At 67.1% G+C, this 17,082-nt stretch carries 14 protein-coding genes; 9 read left to right on the plus strand and 5 right to left on the minus strand.

The genetic code is table 11. The features are described from left to right. The first annotated feature begins 358 nt into the window (after positions 1-358). The 8 genes from J3367_RS00190 to J3367_RS00225 all read left to right on the plus strand — a co-directional run bounded on the left by J3367_RS00190 (position 359) and on the right by J3367_RS00225 (position 7,788). Positions 359-502, plus strand: coding sequence for a hypothetical protein (locus J3367_RS00190; protein ID WP_154653355.1), 144 nt, complete (start codon positions 359-361; stop codon positions 500-502). A 118-nt stretch (positions 503-620) separates the two neighbouring features. Next, positions 621-2,039: a helix-turn-helix domain-containing protein gene (locus tag J3367_RS00195; protein ID WP_024349313.1), complete on the plus strand. Its 1,419-nt coding sequence runs from the start codon at positions 621-623 to the stop codon at positions 2,037-2,039. 143 nt (positions 2,040-2,182) lie between these two features. Beyond that, a complete protein-coding gene (locus J3367_RS00200; RefSeq protein WP_024349312.1) occupies positions 2,183-2,965 on the plus strand; it encodes an aspartyl/asparaginyl beta-hydroxylase domain-containing protein in 783 nt (260 codons plus the stop codon). Between the two features lie 70 nt (positions 2,966-3,035). Beyond that, positions 3,036-3,512 carry a GNAT family N-acetyltransferase gene (locus J3367_RS00205; protein ID WP_192844218.1) on the plus strand — a complete coding sequence of 159 codons (477 nt, stop codon included), beginning with the start codon at positions 3,036-3,038 and terminating at the stop codon, positions 3,510-3,512. Positions 3,513-3,643: 131 nt separating this feature from the next. Next, positions 3,644-4,744 carry a polyamine ABC transporter substrate-binding protein gene (locus J3367_RS00210; protein WP_024349310.1) on the plus strand — a complete coding sequence of 367 codons (1,101 nt, stop codon included), beginning with the start codon at positions 3,644-3,646 and terminating at the stop codon, positions 4,742-4,744. Between the two features lie 110 nt (positions 4,745-4,854). Further along, positions 4,855-6,000, plus strand: coding sequence for an ABC transporter ATP-binding protein (locus tag J3367_RS00215; protein WP_024349309.1), 1,146 nt, complete (start codon positions 4,855-4,857; stop codon positions 5,998-6,000). 2 nt (positions 6,001-6,002) lie between these two features. Next, positions 6,003-6,965, plus strand: coding sequence for an ABC transporter permease subunit (locus J3367_RS00220; protein ID WP_155898374.1), 963 nt, complete (start codon positions 6,003-6,005; stop codon positions 6,963-6,965). Position 6,966: 1 nt separating this feature from the next. Further along, positions 6,967-7,788 (plus strand): ABC transporter permease subunit, encoded by an 822-nt coding sequence (locus tag J3367_RS00225; protein WP_024349307.1) that lies wholly within the window; start codon positions 6,967-6,969, stop codon positions 7,786-7,788. Between the two features lie 33 nt (positions 7,789-7,821). On the opposite strand, the gene J3367_RS00230 is transcribed toward J3367_RS00225, so the two are convergent. Continuing rightward, positions 7,822-9,018: a hypothetical protein gene (locus J3367_RS00230; RefSeq protein ID WP_024349306.1), complete on the minus strand. Its 1,197-nt coding sequence runs from the start codon at positions 9,016-9,018 to the stop codon at positions 7,822-7,824. 88 nt (positions 9,019-9,106) lie between these two features. After that, positions 9,107-10,975 carry an AsmA family protein gene (locus J3367_RS00235; protein WP_024349305.1) on the minus strand — a complete coding sequence of 623 codons (1,869 nt, stop codon included), beginning with the start codon at positions 10,973-10,975 and terminating at the stop codon, positions 9,107-9,109. Between the two features lie 189 nt (positions 10,976-11,164). Here J3367_RS00235 and J3367_RS00240 point away from each other — a divergent pair, with 189 nt between their 5' ends. Then, positions 11,165-13,126: an acetoacetate--CoA ligase gene (locus tag J3367_RS00240; protein ID WP_024349304.1), complete on the plus strand. Its 1,962-nt coding sequence runs from the start codon at positions 11,165-11,167 to the stop codon at positions 13,124-13,126. An 88-nt stretch (positions 13,127-13,214) separates the two neighbouring features. On the opposite strand, the gene J3367_RS00245 is transcribed toward J3367_RS00240, so the two are convergent. The 3 genes from J3367_RS00245 to J3367_RS00255 form a co-directional block, all read right to left on the minus strand. Next, positions 13,215-13,871: a hypothetical protein gene (locus tag J3367_RS00245; RefSeq protein ID WP_024349303.1), complete on the minus strand. Its 657-nt coding sequence runs from the start codon at positions 13,869-13,871 to the stop codon at positions 13,215-13,217. Between the two features lie 144 nt (positions 13,872-14,015). Continuing rightward, positions 14,016-15,707 carry an ABC transporter permease gene (locus J3367_RS00250; RefSeq protein WP_024349302.1) on the minus strand — a complete coding sequence of 564 codons (1,692 nt, stop codon included), beginning with the start codon at positions 15,705-15,707 and terminating at the stop codon, positions 14,016-14,018. A gap of 142 nt (positions 15,708-15,849) precedes the next feature. Then, positions 15,850-16,893 (minus strand): Fe(3+) ABC transporter substrate-binding protein, encoded by a 1,044-nt coding sequence (locus tag J3367_RS00255; RefSeq protein ID WP_029702721.1) that lies wholly within the window; start codon positions 16,891-16,893, stop codon positions 15,850-15,852. Positions 16,894-17,082: the final 189 nt, after the last annotated feature.

Raw genomic sequence — 17,082 nt, forward strand, 5'->3', positions numbered from 1 at the left:
CCGATGCGACTGTGACAAGCCACTGGCAGCGCCTGGGGAGAGACATGACATCGCCAGTATGTGCTGAGAAGCGCCCGGCGGTCGGATCGCAGGCTTATTCGGGTCGTCTTGTCAGGACCTTCACAGGCTGCGATTGTCACGATGTAAAAATTGTCATAGGCCGGGATGGCGCATTGCGGTCGCCCGCGGCCGTCGGCGCGGGGCGCTCAAGGCCGTTGCTGTGGCGTCACAGGGGTATGGATTTTCGTGAAAGACATGATCCACCAACACAATATCGCCTTGGATTCCATCAATCGAAACCTTTCCCGGTCATGCTGCCAATTGTCGGCGGACGACCGGTCGAGATTTGGAGCGGACGATGAGTGCGGTGCGTGTGGTTTTGCGTCTTCTGGGCCTGAGCAACGCTTTGGCGGCCTACCATCCCGAGCGTCACTACATGCGCGGACCGGGCCCTGCCTGCCTGCGTCGCATGCAGGGCGGCGGCACGCATCTGGGCGCCTGAACGGCCGTTCCGCACCCGGTGGCCGGTGCACCCGGCCGCACCCCTTCCACTCCCTTACCCCTGACGATTCCTTGGCCCCTGACGATCCGGCGCGCTCTTTCTTCCCGGGAGGCGCCTGATGGCCGAGAACAAGATCTTCGCCGGACCGCGCATCCGCCGCATCCGCAACGGTCTCGGCCTGACCCAGACCGCGATGGCCGAGGAACTCGGCATCTCGCCGTCCTATCTGAACCTCATCGAACGCAACCAGCGCCCGCTGACAGTGCAGCTCATCCTCAAGCTGTCGCAGACCTACGAGGTCGATATCGGCGATCTGCGGGGCGAGCAGCAGGGCTCCGTCGCCGAATTGCGCGGGGTCTTCTCCGACCCGCTGCTCGCCGGCGAACTTCCCGGCGAGCAGGAACTCTTGGAGATCGCCGAAGCCGCGCCGAACGCGGCGGCCGGCGTGATCAAGCTCTATCGCGCCTATCGCGAGCAGCATGGGCGGCTCTCCGACCTGTCCGACCTCCTGGCGCGGGAGGGGCGCGGCACCGGGCTGGCCGGCGCGCGGCTGCCGATCGACGAGGTCCGCGAGGTGTTCGAGACCCGGCCGAACTATTTCGCCGCGCTGGAAAGTGCCGCGGAGGCCCTGCACCAGACACTGACCGCCGGCGACGACCTGATGGGAGCGCTGAAGACCTGGCTGCGCAAGGAGCACGACATTTCCGTGCGGGTGCTGCCGGTGCAGACCATGCCGAACTGGCGCCGCCGCTTCGACCGGCACTCGCGCCGGCTGTTCCTGTCCGAGCGTCTCGCCCCGGCCGACCGGCTGCGCGAGGTGGCGCTGGAATCCTGCCTCCTGGCCTTCGGTGAGGTGATCTCGGCGGAGGCCGCGACCTTCGCCTTTTCGAGCGACGAGGCGCGCCGGCTGGCACGGTTCGAGCTGCTGCGCTACGCCGCCCATGCGCTGATGATGCCCTATGCCGCCTTCCAGGCCGCCGCCGAGCGCTCGGCCTACGACATCGACGTCCTGCGCGGCCGCTTCCAGGTGTCCTTCGAGCAGGCCGCCAACCGGCTGACCATGCTGCAGCGCCAGGGCGCGCCGGGCGTGCCGTTCTTCCTGCTCGAGGTGGACAATGCCGGCAACCGGTTCCGGCGGGCCGGCGCCCGCGGCTTTCCGGTGCAGCGCTTTGGCGGCGGCTGTCCCAAGCTGCCGATCCACGCGGCCTTCGCCCAGCCGGGGCAGATCCTGGTCGAGAGCGCCGAAATGCCCGACGGCGCCGAGTTCCTGCTCGTCGCTCGGACGCTGGAAGGGCTGCAGGCCGGATTTGCCGAGCGTCCGCGGCGGACGGCCATCCTGATCGGCTGCGACATTGGCTACAAGGACGAGACGGTCTATGGCCGGCATCTGGGAACCAAGCCCGCCACGGTCGGCATCGGCCCGGCCTGCCGGCTGTGCGAGCGGCAGGCGTGCCTTGCCCGCGCCGAGCCGCCGCTGACCCGCCCGCTGGGTCTCGACGAAATGGTCACCGGCCTGTCGGCATTTGATTTCCAGTGAACAGGGGCCAGATGCAGCGCGACGCGCCCTTGCAGGTGTCAGCGTACCGTCACAATTAGCGGGCGAGCGCGGGGACCTGCGGCGAAGGCGGACATCGCCCGGCGGTGGCCGGCGGGAATGCGAACACAACGAAAGACAAGCCTGTGAGCCAGCAGAAGCAGAAGACCGAAGGTCTGGACGATACGATGACCCGCGACGGCTTCGTCGCACGCTCGGTGCAGCGGCTCGTCGATGGCGCCGAGAAGCTCAATCTGAAGCATTCGGCCGTCGGCAATCCGCCGGTCTTCGAGACCGACGACTTTCCATGGGCGCGCGAGGTCGAGGCCGAGTGGAAGGCGATCCGCGCCGAGCTCGACAATGTCCTGGTGCGCAAGGGCGAACTGCCGGCGTTCCACGAGATCTCGTCGGAAGTGCGCTCGATCTCGTCGGACCAGAACTGGAAGACCTTCTTCCTGTGCGGCTACGGCATCAAGTCGGAGGAGGCGATCCGCCAGTGTCCCGAGACCTGGCGCATCCTGCAGAAGATCCCCGGCATGAAATCGGCGATGTTCTCGATCTTCGAGCCGGGCAAGCACCTGCCGCCGCATCGCGGTCCGTATAACGGCGTCCTGCGTTTCCATCTCGGCCTGCTGGTCCCCGACGAGCCGGACAAGATCGGCATCCGGGTCGCCGACCGCACCTGCCACTGGGAAGAGGGCAAGGCGCTGATCTTCGACGACGCCTATGAGCACGAGGCCTGGAACCACTCGGACAAGGTGCGGGTGGTGCTGTTCGTCGATTTTGAGAAGCCGCTGAAGCAGCCGGCCAAGACGACCAACAAGGCGGTCCTCAACATGGCGGTCTTCACGCCCTTCATCCGCGAGGGCTACAAGGCCCACAAGGCTTGGGAAAAGCTGTTCTACGGCGAGGGCACGAAGCACCGCTGACCGGCGGTCGGCTGTAGGACGGGACGGCATGCGGATGACGGCGCGGAACGACACGGCCCGGTGGCGCCCCATGGCGCGCTCCGATCTGCGCGCCGCGATCGCGCTGGCCGACCGGGTCCACCCCGGATTGCCGGAGGAGGAGGCGGTCTTCACCGACCGCCTGAATCTCTGTCCGGCAGGCTGCCTCGTTCTCGCCGACCCGGCCGGCATCGTCTGCGGCTACACGCTCGCCCATCCCTGGACGAAGGGCCCGCCACCCAAGCTGAACACGCTGCTCGGCACGTTGCCGACGCCCGCCGACCGGTTCTTCATCCACGACGTGGTGGTGGCGCCCGAAATGCGCGGGCAGGGCCTGGCCGCGCCGGGTGTCGAACTGCTGCTCGAACAGGCCGCGTCCTATCCGTCGGCGGCGCTGGTCTCGGTCTATGGCACGGTGCCCTTCTGGGCCCGCTTCGGCTTCATCGATGCGTCGGACACGCTGCCGGCCGGGGCCCTTGCGGACTATGGCAGCGACGCCCGCTTCATGATCCGCCCACGGGAAAGCTGAAGCGGCCCGGCAACACGCCGGAAGGGCGCGCAAGGGCTAGGAATTGGCGCGCCGATGTTCTTAACTTGGCGCCGACACCCGGCGGGGACGATGCCCGCTTCCGATACACATCTTATGGAGGTCCTGACCGAATGACACGACTGATCGCGATGCTGGGGGCTGCTGCCGCAACCCTCGCCATAGGCGCCGGAACGGCGACCGCTCAGGAAGAGAAGGTCGTCAATGTCTACAACTGGTCGGACTATATCGACGATTCCATCCTGGCGGACTTCACCGAGGAGACCGGGATCAAGGTCGTCTACGACGTCTATGATTCCAACGACATCCTCGACACCAAGCTGTTTGCCGGCGGCAGCGGCTACGACGTCGTCGTGCCGTCCTCCGAATATCTGGTCCGCCAGATCGAGGCCGGCCTGATCCAGAAGCTCGACAAGTCGAAGCTGAGCAATCTCGACAAGATGTGGGACGTGATCAGCGACCGCGTCGGCGAATATGGCGACGCCAACGACTATTCGGTCAACTACATGTGGGGCACCACCGGGATCGGCTACAACAAGAAGATGGTCGCGGAGCGGATCGACAATCCGCCGACCGATTCCTGGGACCTGATCTTCGATCCGCAATATGCCAAGAAGCTGGCAGATTGCGGCATCATGATGCTCGACGCACCAACCGAGGTGATGCCGGCGGCGCTCAACCATCTCGGCCTCGATCCGAACTCGACCGATCCGGGCGAGATCGAGCAGGCCAAGGAGATGCTGCTGAAGGTGCGCCCCTTCGTGCGCAAGTTCCACTCGTCGGAATACATCAACGCGCTGGCCAATGGCGACATCTGCGTCGGTTACGGCTATTCGGGCGACATCTTCCAGGCCCGCGACCGCGCGGCCGAAGCCGGGCAGGGCGTCGAGATCGCCTATTCGATTCCCAAGGAGGGCGCCCGCATGTGGTTCGACCAGCTGGCGATCCCGGCCGACGCGCCGCATCCGGAGAACGCCCACGCCTTCATCGACTATCTGATGCGCCCCGAGGTCATCGCCAAGGCGACCAATTACGTCGTCTACGCCAATGGCAACAAGGCCAGCCAGGAATTCGTCGATGACGCGATCATCAACGATCCGGCGGTGTATCCGAGCGACGAGGTTCTCGCCAATCTCTACACCAAGGAAGCCTACGACGCCCGCACGCAGCGGCTCATCAACCGCGCCTTCACGACGGTCCAGACCGGTCAGTAAGGCGCTTCGCCCGACATGAGCGCACCCGCTTCCGGCCTCTGGCCGGGAGCGGGCCATCGCCATGATCACCGGGCGGTGCAACGGGTCGATTCACGGACGAGGTGGCGACGGTGCAGAAATCCCTCGGCAACATCCGTCGCAGCTTCGCGCCCTGGGCCGACGCGACGCAGTCGCCGGTTATCGAGTTCGATCGCGTCACCAAGCGCTTCGGCGAGTTCAAGGCTGTCGACGACCTGTCGCTCGGCATCTACCGGCGCGAGTTCCACGCGCTGCTGGGGCCGTCCGGCTGCGGCAAGTCCACCCTGTTGCGCATGCTCGGCGGCTTCGAGGAACCGAGCGAGGGCGACGTGCGCCTCGACGGCCAGAGCCTGATCGGCATCCCGCCGCATCGCAGGCCCGTCAACATGATGTTCCAGAGCTACGCGCTGTTTCCCCATATGGACGTTGCCGGCAACATCGCCTTCGGCCTGAAGCAGGACGGGATGGCGAAGTCGGAGCGCGACGACCGCGTCGCCGAGATGCTGAAATTGGTCAAGCTCGACGGTTTCGCCGCGCGCAAGCCGCAGCAATTGTCCGGCGGCCAGCAGCAGCGCGTGGCGCTCGCCCGCTCGCTGGCCAAACGGCCGAAGGTGCTGCTCCTCGACGAGCCGCTGGGCGCGCTCGACAAGAAGCTGCGCGAAGAGACCCAGTTCGAGCTGATGGATCTGCAGCAGGAAATGGGCCTGACCTTCCTGATCGTGACCCACGACCAGGAAGAGGCCATGACCATGGCCGACCGGATTTCCGTCATGGACCAGGGGCGCATCGTCCAGGTCGCCACTCCCGAGATCATCTACGAGGCGCCGGCCACCCGCTATGTGGCGGATTTCATCGGCTCGGTGAACATCCTCGCCGGCACGATCGAGAGCAGTGCCGGCGGCACCACCCGGATCGCCACCACCAGCGGCGTGACCATCGAGGCGGAGACCGCCGGCGATCTCGCCACCGGGAGCGAGGCGTTCTTCGCCATTCGCCCCGAGAAGATGCGGCTGTCCCGGCAGAAGCCGGCGGACGTGTCGATCAACGCGCTCCACGGCGAAATCTGGGACATCGCCTATCTCGGCGACATGACCCTGTTCAACGTCCGGCTGGAGAGCGGCGACATCGTGCGCGCCGCGACGCTCAATTCGGTGCGCGGGGCGTCCGAGCAGATCGGCTACGACGAGGCGGTCTGGCTGACCTTCGCGCCGGATTCCGGCATCGTCCTGGCCGGCTAGCCATGGCGGTAGAACCCCTGATCCCGGCCGACGCGCCACCGGAACCTGCACGGGACAAGCTGCGCAGCCGCGGCGCGCGGCTCTATCGCAGCCTCGTCGTCGGCGTTCCCTTCGTCTGGCTGCTGGTGTTCTTCCTGGCGCCGTTCCTGATCGTCTTCAAGATTTCGCTGTCGCAGATCGCGCTGGCGCAGCCGCCCTATGTGCCGTCCTTCTCGCTGGAGAACCTGTCGACCTTCTGGGACAATCTCCAGCAGTTCACGATCGACAATTATGTCTGGCTGACGTCGGACCCGCTCTACATCAATTCCTATCTGTCGAGCCTGCAGATCGCCGGGATCGCCACGGCGATCACGCTGCTGATCGGTTATCCGCTGGCCTATGGCATCGCGCGGGCGCCGGGCGGCCTGCGGCCGGTGCTGATCCTTTTGACCATCCTGCCGTTCTGGACGAGCTTCCTGATCCGCGTCTATGCCTGGATCGGCATCCTGAAGACCGACGGGCTCCTGAACCAGTTCCTGATGTGGCTCGGCGTGATCTCCGATCCGCTGGTCATCATGAACACCAATATCGCCGTCTATATCGGCATCGTCTATTCCTACCTGCCCTTCATGGTGCTGCCGATCTACGCCTCGCTGGAGCGGATGGACTACCGCCTGATCGAGGCGGCCAACGATCTCGGCTGTCCGCCGGTGAAGGCGTTCTGGACGATCACCTTCCCGCTGTCGCGGCCGGGCGTCCTGGCCGGGATCATGCTGGTCTTCATTCCGGCGGTGGGCGAGTTCGTGATTCCCGATCTCCTCGGCGGCTCGCGCACGCTGATGATCGGGCGCACCCTTTGGAACGAGTTCTTCTCCAATCGCGACTGGCCGGTCTCGTCGGCGGTGGCGATCCTTCTGCTGATCGTGCTGGTGCTGCCGATCGTCTGGTTCCAGCGGGCACAGGCCAAGACAACGGGGAACGGCTGACGTGACGCGGAACTGGTCGCCCTTTAACATCGTCTCGGTCGTGTTCGGCTTCGCCTTCCTGTACCTGCCGATCCTTCTCCTGGTGATCTACTCCTTCAACGCCTCGCGGCTGGTCACGGTCTGGGCCGGTTTCTCGACCGTCTGGTACCGCGAATTGTGGAACGACCAGGCGCTGCTCGACGCGGCCTGGGTGACGCTGCGCGTGGCGCTGCTGTCGGCCAGCGTCGCGACGATCCTCGGCACGTTGGCGGCGACGACGCTGGTGCGCTTCTTCGATTTCCGCGGCCGGCTGCTCTTTGCCGGCATGGTCTATGCGCCGCTGGTCATGCCGGAGGTGATCACCGGCCTGTCGCTGCTGCTCCTGTTCGTGGCGATGGATTTCGACCGCGGCTTCTGGACCGTCACCATCGCCCACATCACCTTCTCGATGTGCTTCGTCGCGGTGGTCGTGCAGTCGCGGCTGATCAGCTTCGACCGCAGCCTCGAGGAAGCGGCGCAGGATCTCGGCTGCCCGCCCTGGAAGACCTTCTTCCTAATCACCATGCCGGTGATCTGGCCGGCCGTCGCCGCCGGCTGGATGCTCGCTTTCACCCTGTCGCTGGACGACCTGGTCATCGCCAGCTTCACCTCGGGGCCGGGCGCAACGACGCTGCCGATGAAGATCTACAGCCAGGTGCGGCTGGGCGTGACGCCGAAGATCAACGCCGTCTGCACCTTGCTGATCGCCGTGGTCTCGGTCGGCGTCATCATCGCGGCGATCCTCAACAAGCGCCGCGAGGTGCAGAAGGCCCGCGACGCCCATCTGGCGGCGACCGCCGGCTGATCTGCCGGCAGTCCTGGCGACGGTTCGACAGGCTCAGCGGTTCGCCGATGCCGTGCCAGCAGTGGCGGCGGCCATGTTGGCGCCGGTGCAGTCGCAGGCTTCGCCATGCGCCGTGGTGATCGCGTCCATCGTGGCGGCGATGGCGGCGAGCATCGGGTCGTAGCCGCCGCGCGGGCGGTGGGCGAGATGGTCGAGCGCCTCGATATCGGCGAAGGCTTCGGTCAGGGCGCTGCGCACCAGCGCGTCGCCGATCTCGGCGGAGCGGCCGACGACCCGCGGCTGCAGCGCTTCCAGACGGGCCAGAACCGGGCGTTTCGCGCGTTCGCCACCGATGGCGCCGGTGATCGCCGGATCGGCCTTCAGCCGGGCGCCCGCAACCGGTTCGGCGGCCGTCTCGGCGACGGCGGAAGGGCCGGCCAGGAAGCCGTTGGTCCGGGCAGTGTCGATCAGCATATCGAGGACGGCCAGCCGGTCGGCGTCGGTCTCAAGGGCCGGACGCGCGGTCTCCGCCATCGCCAGCGGCGGCAGCGCTGGATCGAAATGCGGGCCGAAGGCGACGGCCTGCGCGGACCGTTCGAGGCCCTTGGACTGCCGCAGGTCGAAGACCAGCGGATGACCGCGCAGCGGCGGCGCGAAGCGGGGCGTGGGCACCGGACCCATGGCGACCAATGCGGCCCGGACGCTGTCCTGCGTCGCCGCCGTCTGGACAGCGCGGTGTCCGGCAGCCTTGGCCGGGCTGGTCGCGATGCGGTCCATGTAGCTCTTCAGCGTCTCGAGATAGTTGGCGACGCCGCTGCACAGATAGGGCGAGGGGCCCTGGCTCACATATTCGCCGAGATCGGTGACGATGCGATCGGCGATCCAGCGGTCGTTGGCGCTGCCGACCCAGCTTGCGCGGCCGCGGTTGCGGGCAATGCCGGAGGCTTCCGCCAGTGCCTTCGCCTCGGCCGAGCCACGCCTGGCGGAGGCGCGGAAAATCGGGCCCTCGGGGAGCGAATCGTCGCCCTTGAACGCAATGGCGCGGGCCGGCTTGATCGCCGCGAAGGCGCCGGTCCGGATGGTCTGCAGGGCCGAATGATAGCGCATCGCACAGTCCGGGCGGTCGCCCGCCCCGGCATCCGCGGCGGGCGCGGCATGGGCGGCCGCGGACAGCATCAGGGCGGCGGCGAGGGGCAGAAGCGGCCCCCAGCAGCGGGTTGCGGAAATGAGGATGAGCGGTGCGCGAAGCATGTCGGAGCGTCCGTTGCTGGCCGAGCGCGGACCCGCGGATCGCCGCCACCGGTGCCTCATACGCCTTGTCGGCGGACCGGGGAGGGCTCTACCGCGTCGTGACGCTCGGGTTGGGCCATTGCCCCTGCAGGATGAACGCAACCGGTTTCGATGTGGTGAATTCGCGCTCAGCCGAGGCGGTCTGCTGCGCATCCGCATTGTAGGTGCCGCGCAGACTGATCTCCTCGTCATGGAGGGCGACGCTGCCGACGGCGGTCAGAAGGCCGGCGCCGTTGGCGATCGCCAGATCGTCGATCCGCAGTCGCGGGCCCGCGGCCGACAGACCCAGTTCCATGGTGTCGAAGGGCACCGTCGCCCCCGCCGTGCCGGCAAGCAGGGGCCGCGCTTCGGGGGTCGCGAAGACCTGTGGAGCGAGGCCCCTTATGGCGCCGCCCCGGGCGCTGATCTGCCCCTCCAGGCGGACATGGCGGATGATCGTCTCCCAGTCGCTGACCGGCGTCTTCATGCTGACGGAGAGATCCGACCGGCCGCCGACGCCGAGGGTGGTGACGTCGAGGGCGCCGAGAAACGCGTCGGTGTCGATCCCGCTGAGGGTCAGGCTGCCCGTCGCCGTCGGGCGTTCGGAGGTGGAGTGGAAGGTCAGGCTGGCCTGGCCGCGGCCACCGAAAACCTGCGCGTCGCCGATGTCGAGCTTGGCGATCCCGTCGTCGAGGGCAACGACCGCCGCGATCTCGGACATCGGCACATGCGCGAAATTCGCCTGCGCCGCCGACAGCCGCACGTCGAGGTCGATCTCGTCGGCAAAGGCGAGGTCGATGGGACGGTTGAAGTCGAGGACGTTGCGCGGCAATGGCGCGATGGATCGGGTGAAGGGATCGAAATCCAGCGTCTGGAAGGCCAGCGTGCCCCGCACCCGTGGCTTGTCGCCGCCGAACTCGGCTTCCATCACACCCTGGCCGCGGCTGCCGGCAATGGTGATGCGGGTGTCCTGCAGATTGGCGCGGCTGCCGGCCAGAAGCAGCGTGCCGTCGAGGGCGACCGGGCCGATATCGGGCGTGTCGGGTCGCGACTCGCCGAGCCATTCGATGCTGCGGCTGAGCGACGGCGCATCGATGCGCAGTGCGCCCGAGATGGTCGCGTTGCGATCGAGGGTCGCCTCGCCGTCGAAGCTGGCGGTGAGAGGCGGAGACGACAGGGCGATCCGGACCTCGCTCGGGTCCCCGGACAGCAGCGCTTTGGGCGCGGCAAGGCGGAGATCGAGCTCGCTTGGCTGGCCGTTCCAGATGAAGGAACCGGACACATAGATCGCCGACGTGGAGGAGGCCTGCGCCACGATCAGATTGGCGTTGCTGATGCCGGCGCGGCTGTCGCCGGCCCGCGGCCGGTACACGCCGGAACGGATTTCCAGCGTTTCCAGATCGTGAAACCGCTCGAGCAGCGTGCGCACCAAACGTCGCGGGCCGTCCAGCGGCCCGCCCTGGTGCGGCGCCGCCATGCCGTTGGCGGCCGGAACAAGCACAGGCTCGGCAGTTTCGAGCGCCGGCTCGGTCTCGGGAAGCGGGCGCCACTCAGGCCGCACCAGAACGACGCGCGCGATCGAGGCGGTGCCGATCAGGGCATCCACCGCATCGAGATCGGCAACGACGGTGTCGATGGTAAAGGCGTTGGCCGTGCCGATCCGCACATGACGTGCCACGAGCCGGGTGCGTGGCAGGAGTGAAAAGGTGACGTCGCCCTCGACCGTGACGGTCTCGCCGGTCATGGTCTGGAGCCGCGCGACGAGATCGTCGCGCGCCGCATCGGTGTCGATCGCCAGCTGCGGGAGGGTCAGAAACGCCGTCAGAAGCAGCGTGACGAGAATGACGCCGGCAGCGGCCAGTCGTTTCGTTCCCCGCCGTCTCCCGCCGGGAGCATCAGCCCGTTTCGCGAGCCGGTCCAGGGAGAAATTGCGCGCCACCGATTTCCTTTCAGATTTTCGAGCCGTTCTAGTCCAAGGCGTCGCGCGAAACCAGAGGGAGCGCGCCCTTACGGAACGTTCGGATGTGGATACGGGCGGTGGACGGGCGGGCGCCGGCGGCGAATTCGCCAGCGTTGCCAATGGCAAGGCGGTGTGGCACCAGCAAGGCACGATCACTGGGAGGCGGGAATGGCTGGACGGCTGCTTTGGAAACCGGACGCGGCGCGGGTGGCGCAGCATCCGCTCACGCGCTTCGCACAGGAAGCCGGCGCGCGGACCGGCCGGGACTTTGCCGATTACACGGCGCTGCACCGCTGGTCCGTCGATGACCGAGCGACCTTCTGGGACGTTCTGTGGGATGTCACCGGCGTCGTCGGCGACAAGGCCGGACCGAGCCTCGTGGCTGGTGACACGATGCGCGACGACCGGTTCTTCCCCGAAGCGCGGCTGAACTTTGCCGAGAACCTCCTGGCCCACGCCAGGGACCGGCCCGACGCCGATGCGCTGGTCTTTCGCGGCGAAGACAAGGTGCGCCGGCGGCTGAGCTGGCGCGAGCTCGAGGCGCTGGTGTCACGGCTTGCTCAGGCGTTCCGCGCCGAGGGCATCGTCGCCGGCGACCGGATCGCGGCGATGATGCCGAACATGCCCGAGACCATCGCGGCCATGCTCGCGGCGACCTCCATCGGCGCCGTCTGGTCGTCCTGCTCGCCCGATTTCGGCGAGCGCGGCGTGCTCGACCGCTTCGGCCAGATCGAACCCAAGCTGCTGATCGCCTGCGACGGGTACTACTACGCCGGCAAGACCATCGAGATCGCCGACAAGCTGGCCGCCATCGCCGGCAAGCTGGGCGCCGCGAAAACCATCGTCGTGCCGTATCTCGGCAAGGCCGAGGAGGTGGCCGGGGCGACGCCGGGCGGGGTTTCGCTGGACGCGTTCATCGCGCCCTACGCGCCAAGGGAGATCGCCTATGAGCGGCTGCCCTTCTCGCATCCGCTGTACATCCTGTTTTCCTCCGGCACGACCGGCGTGCCCAAATGCATCGTCCATTGCGCGGGTGGGCTGCTGGTCCAGCATCTGAAGGAGCATCAGCTGCATTGCGGCGTGCGGCCGGGGGCGCGGTTCTTCTACTTCACCACCTGCGGCTGGATGATGTGGAACTGGCTGGTCACCGCGCTCGCCTCGGGCGCGACGCTGCTGCTCTACGACGGCTCGCCCTTCCATCCGAAGCCGGAGGTGATCTTCGACTACATGGCCGAGGAGAAGGCTACCTTCTTCGGCACCAGCGCCAAGTTCATCGACGCCTCGCGCAAGCTCGGCCTGAAGCCGGCCGAGACCCACGATCTGTCGGTGGTCGAGGTGCTGTCCTCGACCGGCTCGCCGCTGTCGCCGGAAGGCTTCGAATATGTCTATTCCGACATCAGCCCCGATCTGCATCTCGCCTCGGTCTCCGGCGGCACCGACATCGCCGCCTGCTTCGTGATGGGCGTGCCCTGGCTGCCGGTCTATGTCGGCGAGATCCAGGGACCGGCGCTGGCGATGGCCACCGACGTCTGGAACGACGACGGCGAGCCGGTGCGCGGCGAAAAGGGCGACCTCGTCTGCACGAAGGCCTTCCCGTCGATGCCGATCGGCTTCTGGAACGATGCGGACGGCTCGCGCTATCACGACGCCTATTTCGCGCGCTTCCCCGGCATCTGGTGCCATGGCGATTTCGCCGAATGGACCGAGCATGGCGGCATGATCATCCACGGCCGCTCGGACGCCACGCTCAATCCCCAGGGCGTGCGGATCGGCACGGCCGAGATCTACAATGTCGTCGAGCAGATGGACGAGGTGATCGAGGCGATCTGCATCGGCCAGCCCTGGGACGACGACGTGCGCGTCGTGCTGTTCGTGCGCCTGGCGGAGGGGCTGACCCTCGACGAGGATCTGATCAAGCGGATCAAGAGCGTCGTTCGGGAGGGGGCGTCGCCCCGCCATGTGCCGGCCAAGGTGCTGCAGGTGCAGGACATCCCGCGCACGAAATCCGGCAAGATCGTCGAACTCGCGGTGCGCGAAGTCGTCGAGGGCCGGCCGGTGAAGAACAAGGAAGCGCTCGCCAACCCCGAAGCGCTGGAGGAATTTGCGGGGCGGGAAGAGCTGACGACCTGAGGCGCGGCAGTCATAGCAATTTTGCGCGTGCCATGAAAAAGGGCGCCGGCAGCGATGCCGGCGCCCTCGTCATGTGCAGGAGGCCAGATTACTGCGCCTTGGCAGCCTTGGCTTCCTCGATCGCGGCCATGCAGGCTTCCTCGTCGCCCTTGGCCAGCGCCATCTCGGCCCGCTCCAGCGGCGTGCCGCTTGCGGAGGCGTCGGCGGTCATAGAGGACTCGCCCGCAGCCTGGTCGGTGCCGGCCGCGGCATTGGCCGCGGTCTCGGCACCGTCCTGCTGCGACGCGCTGTCCTGGCCGGACATGGCGGTGTCGCCGCTGGTCTCGCTCTCCATCGGCATGGTCGAGCCGTCCTTGGCAATCGCGCCACCGGATGCACTGCCGGAAGCCCCGGCCTGACCGGATGCGGCCGAACTCGTGGATTCAGCGCTCGCAGCGCCGCCGGTCCCGGTCCCGGTTGTGGCCGAAGCGTCCGCGTCGCTCTGCAGCGGCGCCATGCTGCCGTCCTTGGTCACCTCGCCATCGCCGGTGTCGAGGCCGGCGCCGGTTTCGAAGTTCGTGGTCTTGCCGTCGGCCGTGCCGGAGGCACTGGCCGAGCCGGCCATATCGCCTGCGGAGCCGGAGATGGAAGCCGTCGTGCCGGTCCCACCGAGCATGGCGATTTCCTCGCGACAGTCGGCCGAGGCCGCGCTGATCGGCAGGGCTATAAGGGCGGCGCTTCCGAGCAGAAGAGACATGCGTTTCATGACTTGTTTCCTCCTATTGTTGGCAACTGGCGGAGAGAACGTGAGCGCCGGGGCGCAGGTTCCGTAAGGAATGATCGTTTTTTATCATGCCGTTACGGAATTCCGTCAGGAAGCCGAAACAGATTGGAGGCGTTGCGCGGCGCGCTATCCGCGCTCGGTTTCGCGCACGATCGAGCGGTTGAGGATCACCACCGGCAGGATCCCCACGAGCACGATGAGGAGGGCCGCGATGGCGCCGTCCTCGAAGGCGGCGCGCGAGGTCTGGGCATAGACGAAGGTCGCCAGGGTCTCGAAGTCGAAGGGCCGCAGGAGGATCGTCGCCGACAGCTCCTTGCTGGCATCCACGAAGACCAGCAGGAAGGCGGTCAGCAGCGCCGGCTGCATCAGCGGCAGCAGCACCTGTCGTAAAGCGCCGCCGGGGCCGCGGCCCAGGGTGCGGGCCGCCATGTCGAGATGCGGCGACAGCTTGGAAAAGCCGCTTTCCAGCGCGCCGTGGCCCATCGCCATGAAGCGCACGAAGCAGGCATAGACGATGGCGAAGCCCGATCCGGACAGAAGCAGGCCAGTGGAGATGCCGAACCATTCGCGCATGCGCGCATCGACGGCATTGTCGAAGGCGGCGAGCGGGATGAGGATGCCGATGGCCAGCACCGTGCCGGGCACCGCATAGCCGAGGGCAGCGACCCGCACGAGGCTGGCGAGACGGTTCGAGCCAGTCAGGCGGATGCCGTAGGCCATGGCGAAGCCGGCGGCCACGGTGACGACGCCGGTGGCGGCGGCGATGGACACCGTATGGCGCAGGGCCCGCCAGAGCTGCGGATCGGCGAGCTGGTCCAGCCGGTTGATCGCGAAATCGCCGAGGACGAGCAGCGGCACGCCGAAGCCGGCGGCAATCGGCACGAAGCAGGCGAGCATCGCCAGCGCCGCCTTCCAGCCGGCCAGATGCTCGCGGCCGGTCTGCGGCCGGTCGGCCCGCTGGATGCTGAAGCGCTGCTGGCGCCGGGCGTAGCGTTCGACCAGCACGAGGGCGACGATGACCAGGAGCATGAACAGAGCGATCTGGGTCGCGCCGGCGAGATCGCCGCGGTTCAGCCAGGTCGAATAGACCGCGAAGGTGAGGGTGCGCACACCCAGAAACTCCACGGCGCCGATGTCGTTGACGGCTTCCATCAGCGCCAGTGCGACGCCGATGGCGATCGCCGGCCGCGCCATGGGCAACAGCACCTTGCCGAAGACCGCGGCGGGCGAGGCGCCCAGTGTACGGGCGACGTCGCCGGCCTTGCGGCCCTGCATGACGAAGACCATGCGCACGGTCAGGAACACATAGGGGTAGAGGACCGAGGAGAGAATGACGATGGCGCCGGGCAGGGAGCGAACCTCGGGAAACCAGTAGTCGCGCGAGGACTGGAAGCCGAAGACCGAGCGGATGGCGGTCTGGATCGGGCCGGCGAAATGCAGGAATTCCACGAAGCAATAGGCGGCGATGTAGGTCGGCACCGCCAGCGGCAGCACTAGCGCCCAGGAGAAGATCCGCCGGCCGGGAAACTGGAAGGTCGCCACCAGCCAGGCCGTGACGACGCCGACCGAACCGGCAAGCATCGCGATGCCCGCCATCAGGAGCAGCGTCACGCGGCTGGCTTCCGGCAGGATGGTCTCGGCCAGATGCCGCCAGTTGGCCGATGTGCCCGACAGGGCGATGACCAGAAGCGCAATCAGCGGCAGGATCACCGTCAGCGCGACCACCGACGCGCCCACCAGATAGCCACGGTCGCGCCCCCGCCGAAGGCGGAACCGGGCCCGGATGCCGGGTCTCAGGAGCGGGGCGGTGGCGGACATGGCGGGCTTGACGCGATGAGGCCCGGTCTCGCGAATGCACCTGGATGAAGGCGCGTCGCGGCCGGGCCATGTGGAGACAACGGAGCGGCGCCCGCAGCGGAAAACCCGCCCGGGCGCCGTCCTGTTAGCATGTCAGATGGGCTCAGCTCTGCGGCCCGTTGTCGTAGCCGACCTCGTCGATCATCTCGGAGGCCTTGGTGCGGAACTTGGCGATCTCGTCGAGCGGCAGCGTGTCGGGCTTCAGGTCGCCGAAGGACTTCACCAGTTCGGACGCCTCGATGCCCGGCTCCAGCGGATATTCGTAGTTCAGCTCGGCGTAGATCTTCTGCGCCTCGTCGCCGGACAGGAATTCCATCAGCTTGACGGCATTGTCCCGGTTCGGCGCGTTCTTGGCCAGCGCGACGCCGGAGATGTTGACGTGGGTCAGGCCGTTCTCGAAGGTCGGCATGATCACCTTGATGGCGTCCGCCCACTCCTTCTGCTCCGGCTCCTTCTCGTTGGTCGCCATCTTGCCGACATAGTAGGTGTTGCCCAGCGCGACGTCGCATTCGCCGGCGAAGATCGCCTTGGCCTGGTCGCGGTCGCCGCCCTCGGGCCGGCGGGCGAGATTGTCGCGCAGGCCCGTCACCCATTCGCGCGCCGCCTCTTCGCCGTTATGGGCGATATAGGCCGCGATCAGGGCGATGTTGTACTGGTGCTGGCCCGAGCGGGTGCACAGCCGGCCCTTCCACTTTGGATCGGCCAGTTCCTCGTAGGTCAGTGCATCGGCATCGACGCGCTCCTTGGAGGCGTAGACGACGCGGCCGCGGGCGGTGAGGCCGAACCATTCCTTCTCGCTGTCGCGATAGGCTTCCGGAATGTTCTTCTCGAGGATCTCGTCCTCGACCGGCTGGACGACGCCGGCCTGCTTGGCGGCGTCGAGGCGGCCGATGTCGACGGTCATGATCACGTCGGCCGGCGAATTGGCGCCCTCGGCCGCGATCCGCTCTTCCAGGCCCTTGTCGATGAAGATCGTCGCGGTGGTGAGGCCGCTCTCCTCGGTGAAGGCGTCGAGCAGCGGCTGGATCAGCTCGGGCTGGCGCGAGGTGTAGATGTTGACGTCGGCGGCGCTGGCGACAGCCGGCGCGAAGGCCGAGGCCAGAACGGCCGTCGACAGGGCGAGGCGGCGGGAGATGCTGGGCATCATGAAAATCTCTTCCCATGCTGCGCGATGCCGATAGGCGGCGAACGCGACGTTGACAGGCAGGCGATCCGCAGATCGTTGAATGGCGATGGCCGCTAAATCTTGCGGCAGCCACTCACCTATGCCGGATGGCGCCGGCCAGCGCAACACCCTGCCGATCGATAGGCCAGTAAAATCAATGTATTAGAAGAA

Origin of the sequence: Aurantimonas sp. NFXS3 (assembly GCF_049132005.1) — a bacterium.
In the GTDB taxonomy this organism is placed as follows: Bacteria; Pseudomonadota; Alphaproteobacteria; order Rhizobiales; family Rhizobiaceae; genus Aurantimonas; species Aurantimonas coralicida.

What these genes read in the sequence shown, in the direction of transcription:
- J3367_RS00190 (WP_154653355.1), top strand. Translation starts at nt 359, where the DNA reads ATGAGTGCGGTGCGTGTGGTTTTGCGTCTTCTGGGCCTGAGCAACGCT.
- J3367_RS00195 (WP_024349313.1), top strand. Translation starts at nt 621, where the DNA reads ATGGCCGAGAACAAGATCTTCGCCGGACCGCGCATCCGCCGCATCCGC.
- J3367_RS00205 (WP_192844218.1), top strand. Translation starts at nt 3,036, where the DNA reads ATGGCGCGCTCCGATCTGCGCGCCGCGATCGCGCTGGCCGACCGGGTC.
- J3367_RS00210 (WP_024349310.1), top strand. Translation starts at nt 3,644, where the DNA reads ATGACACGACTGATCGCGATGCTGGGGGCTGCTGCCGCAACCCTCGCC.
- J3367_RS00220 (WP_155898374.1), top strand. Translation starts at nt 6,003, where the DNA reads ATGGCGGTAGAACCCCTGATCCCGGCCGACGCGCCACCGGAACCTGCA.
- J3367_RS00230 (WP_024349306.1), bottom strand. Translation starts at nt 9,018, where the DNA reads ATGCTTCGCGCACCGCTCATCCTCATTTCCGCAACCCGCTGCTGGGGG.
- J3367_RS00240 (WP_024349304.1), top strand. Translation starts at nt 11,165, where the DNA reads ATGGCTGGACGGCTGCTTTGGAAACCGGACGCGGCGCGGGTGGCGCAG.
- J3367_RS00245 (WP_024349303.1), bottom strand. Translation starts at nt 13,871, where the DNA reads ATGAAACGCATGTCTCTTCTGCTCGGAAGCGCCGCCCTTATAGCCCTG.
- J3367_RS00250 (WP_024349302.1), bottom strand. Translation starts at nt 15,707, where the DNA reads ATGTCCGCCACCGCCCCGCTCCTGAGACCCGGCATCCGGGCCCGGTTC.
- J3367_RS00255 (WP_029702721.1), bottom strand. Translation starts at nt 16,893, where the DNA reads ATGATGCCCAGCATCTCCCGCCGCCTCGCCCTGTCGACGGCCGTTCTG.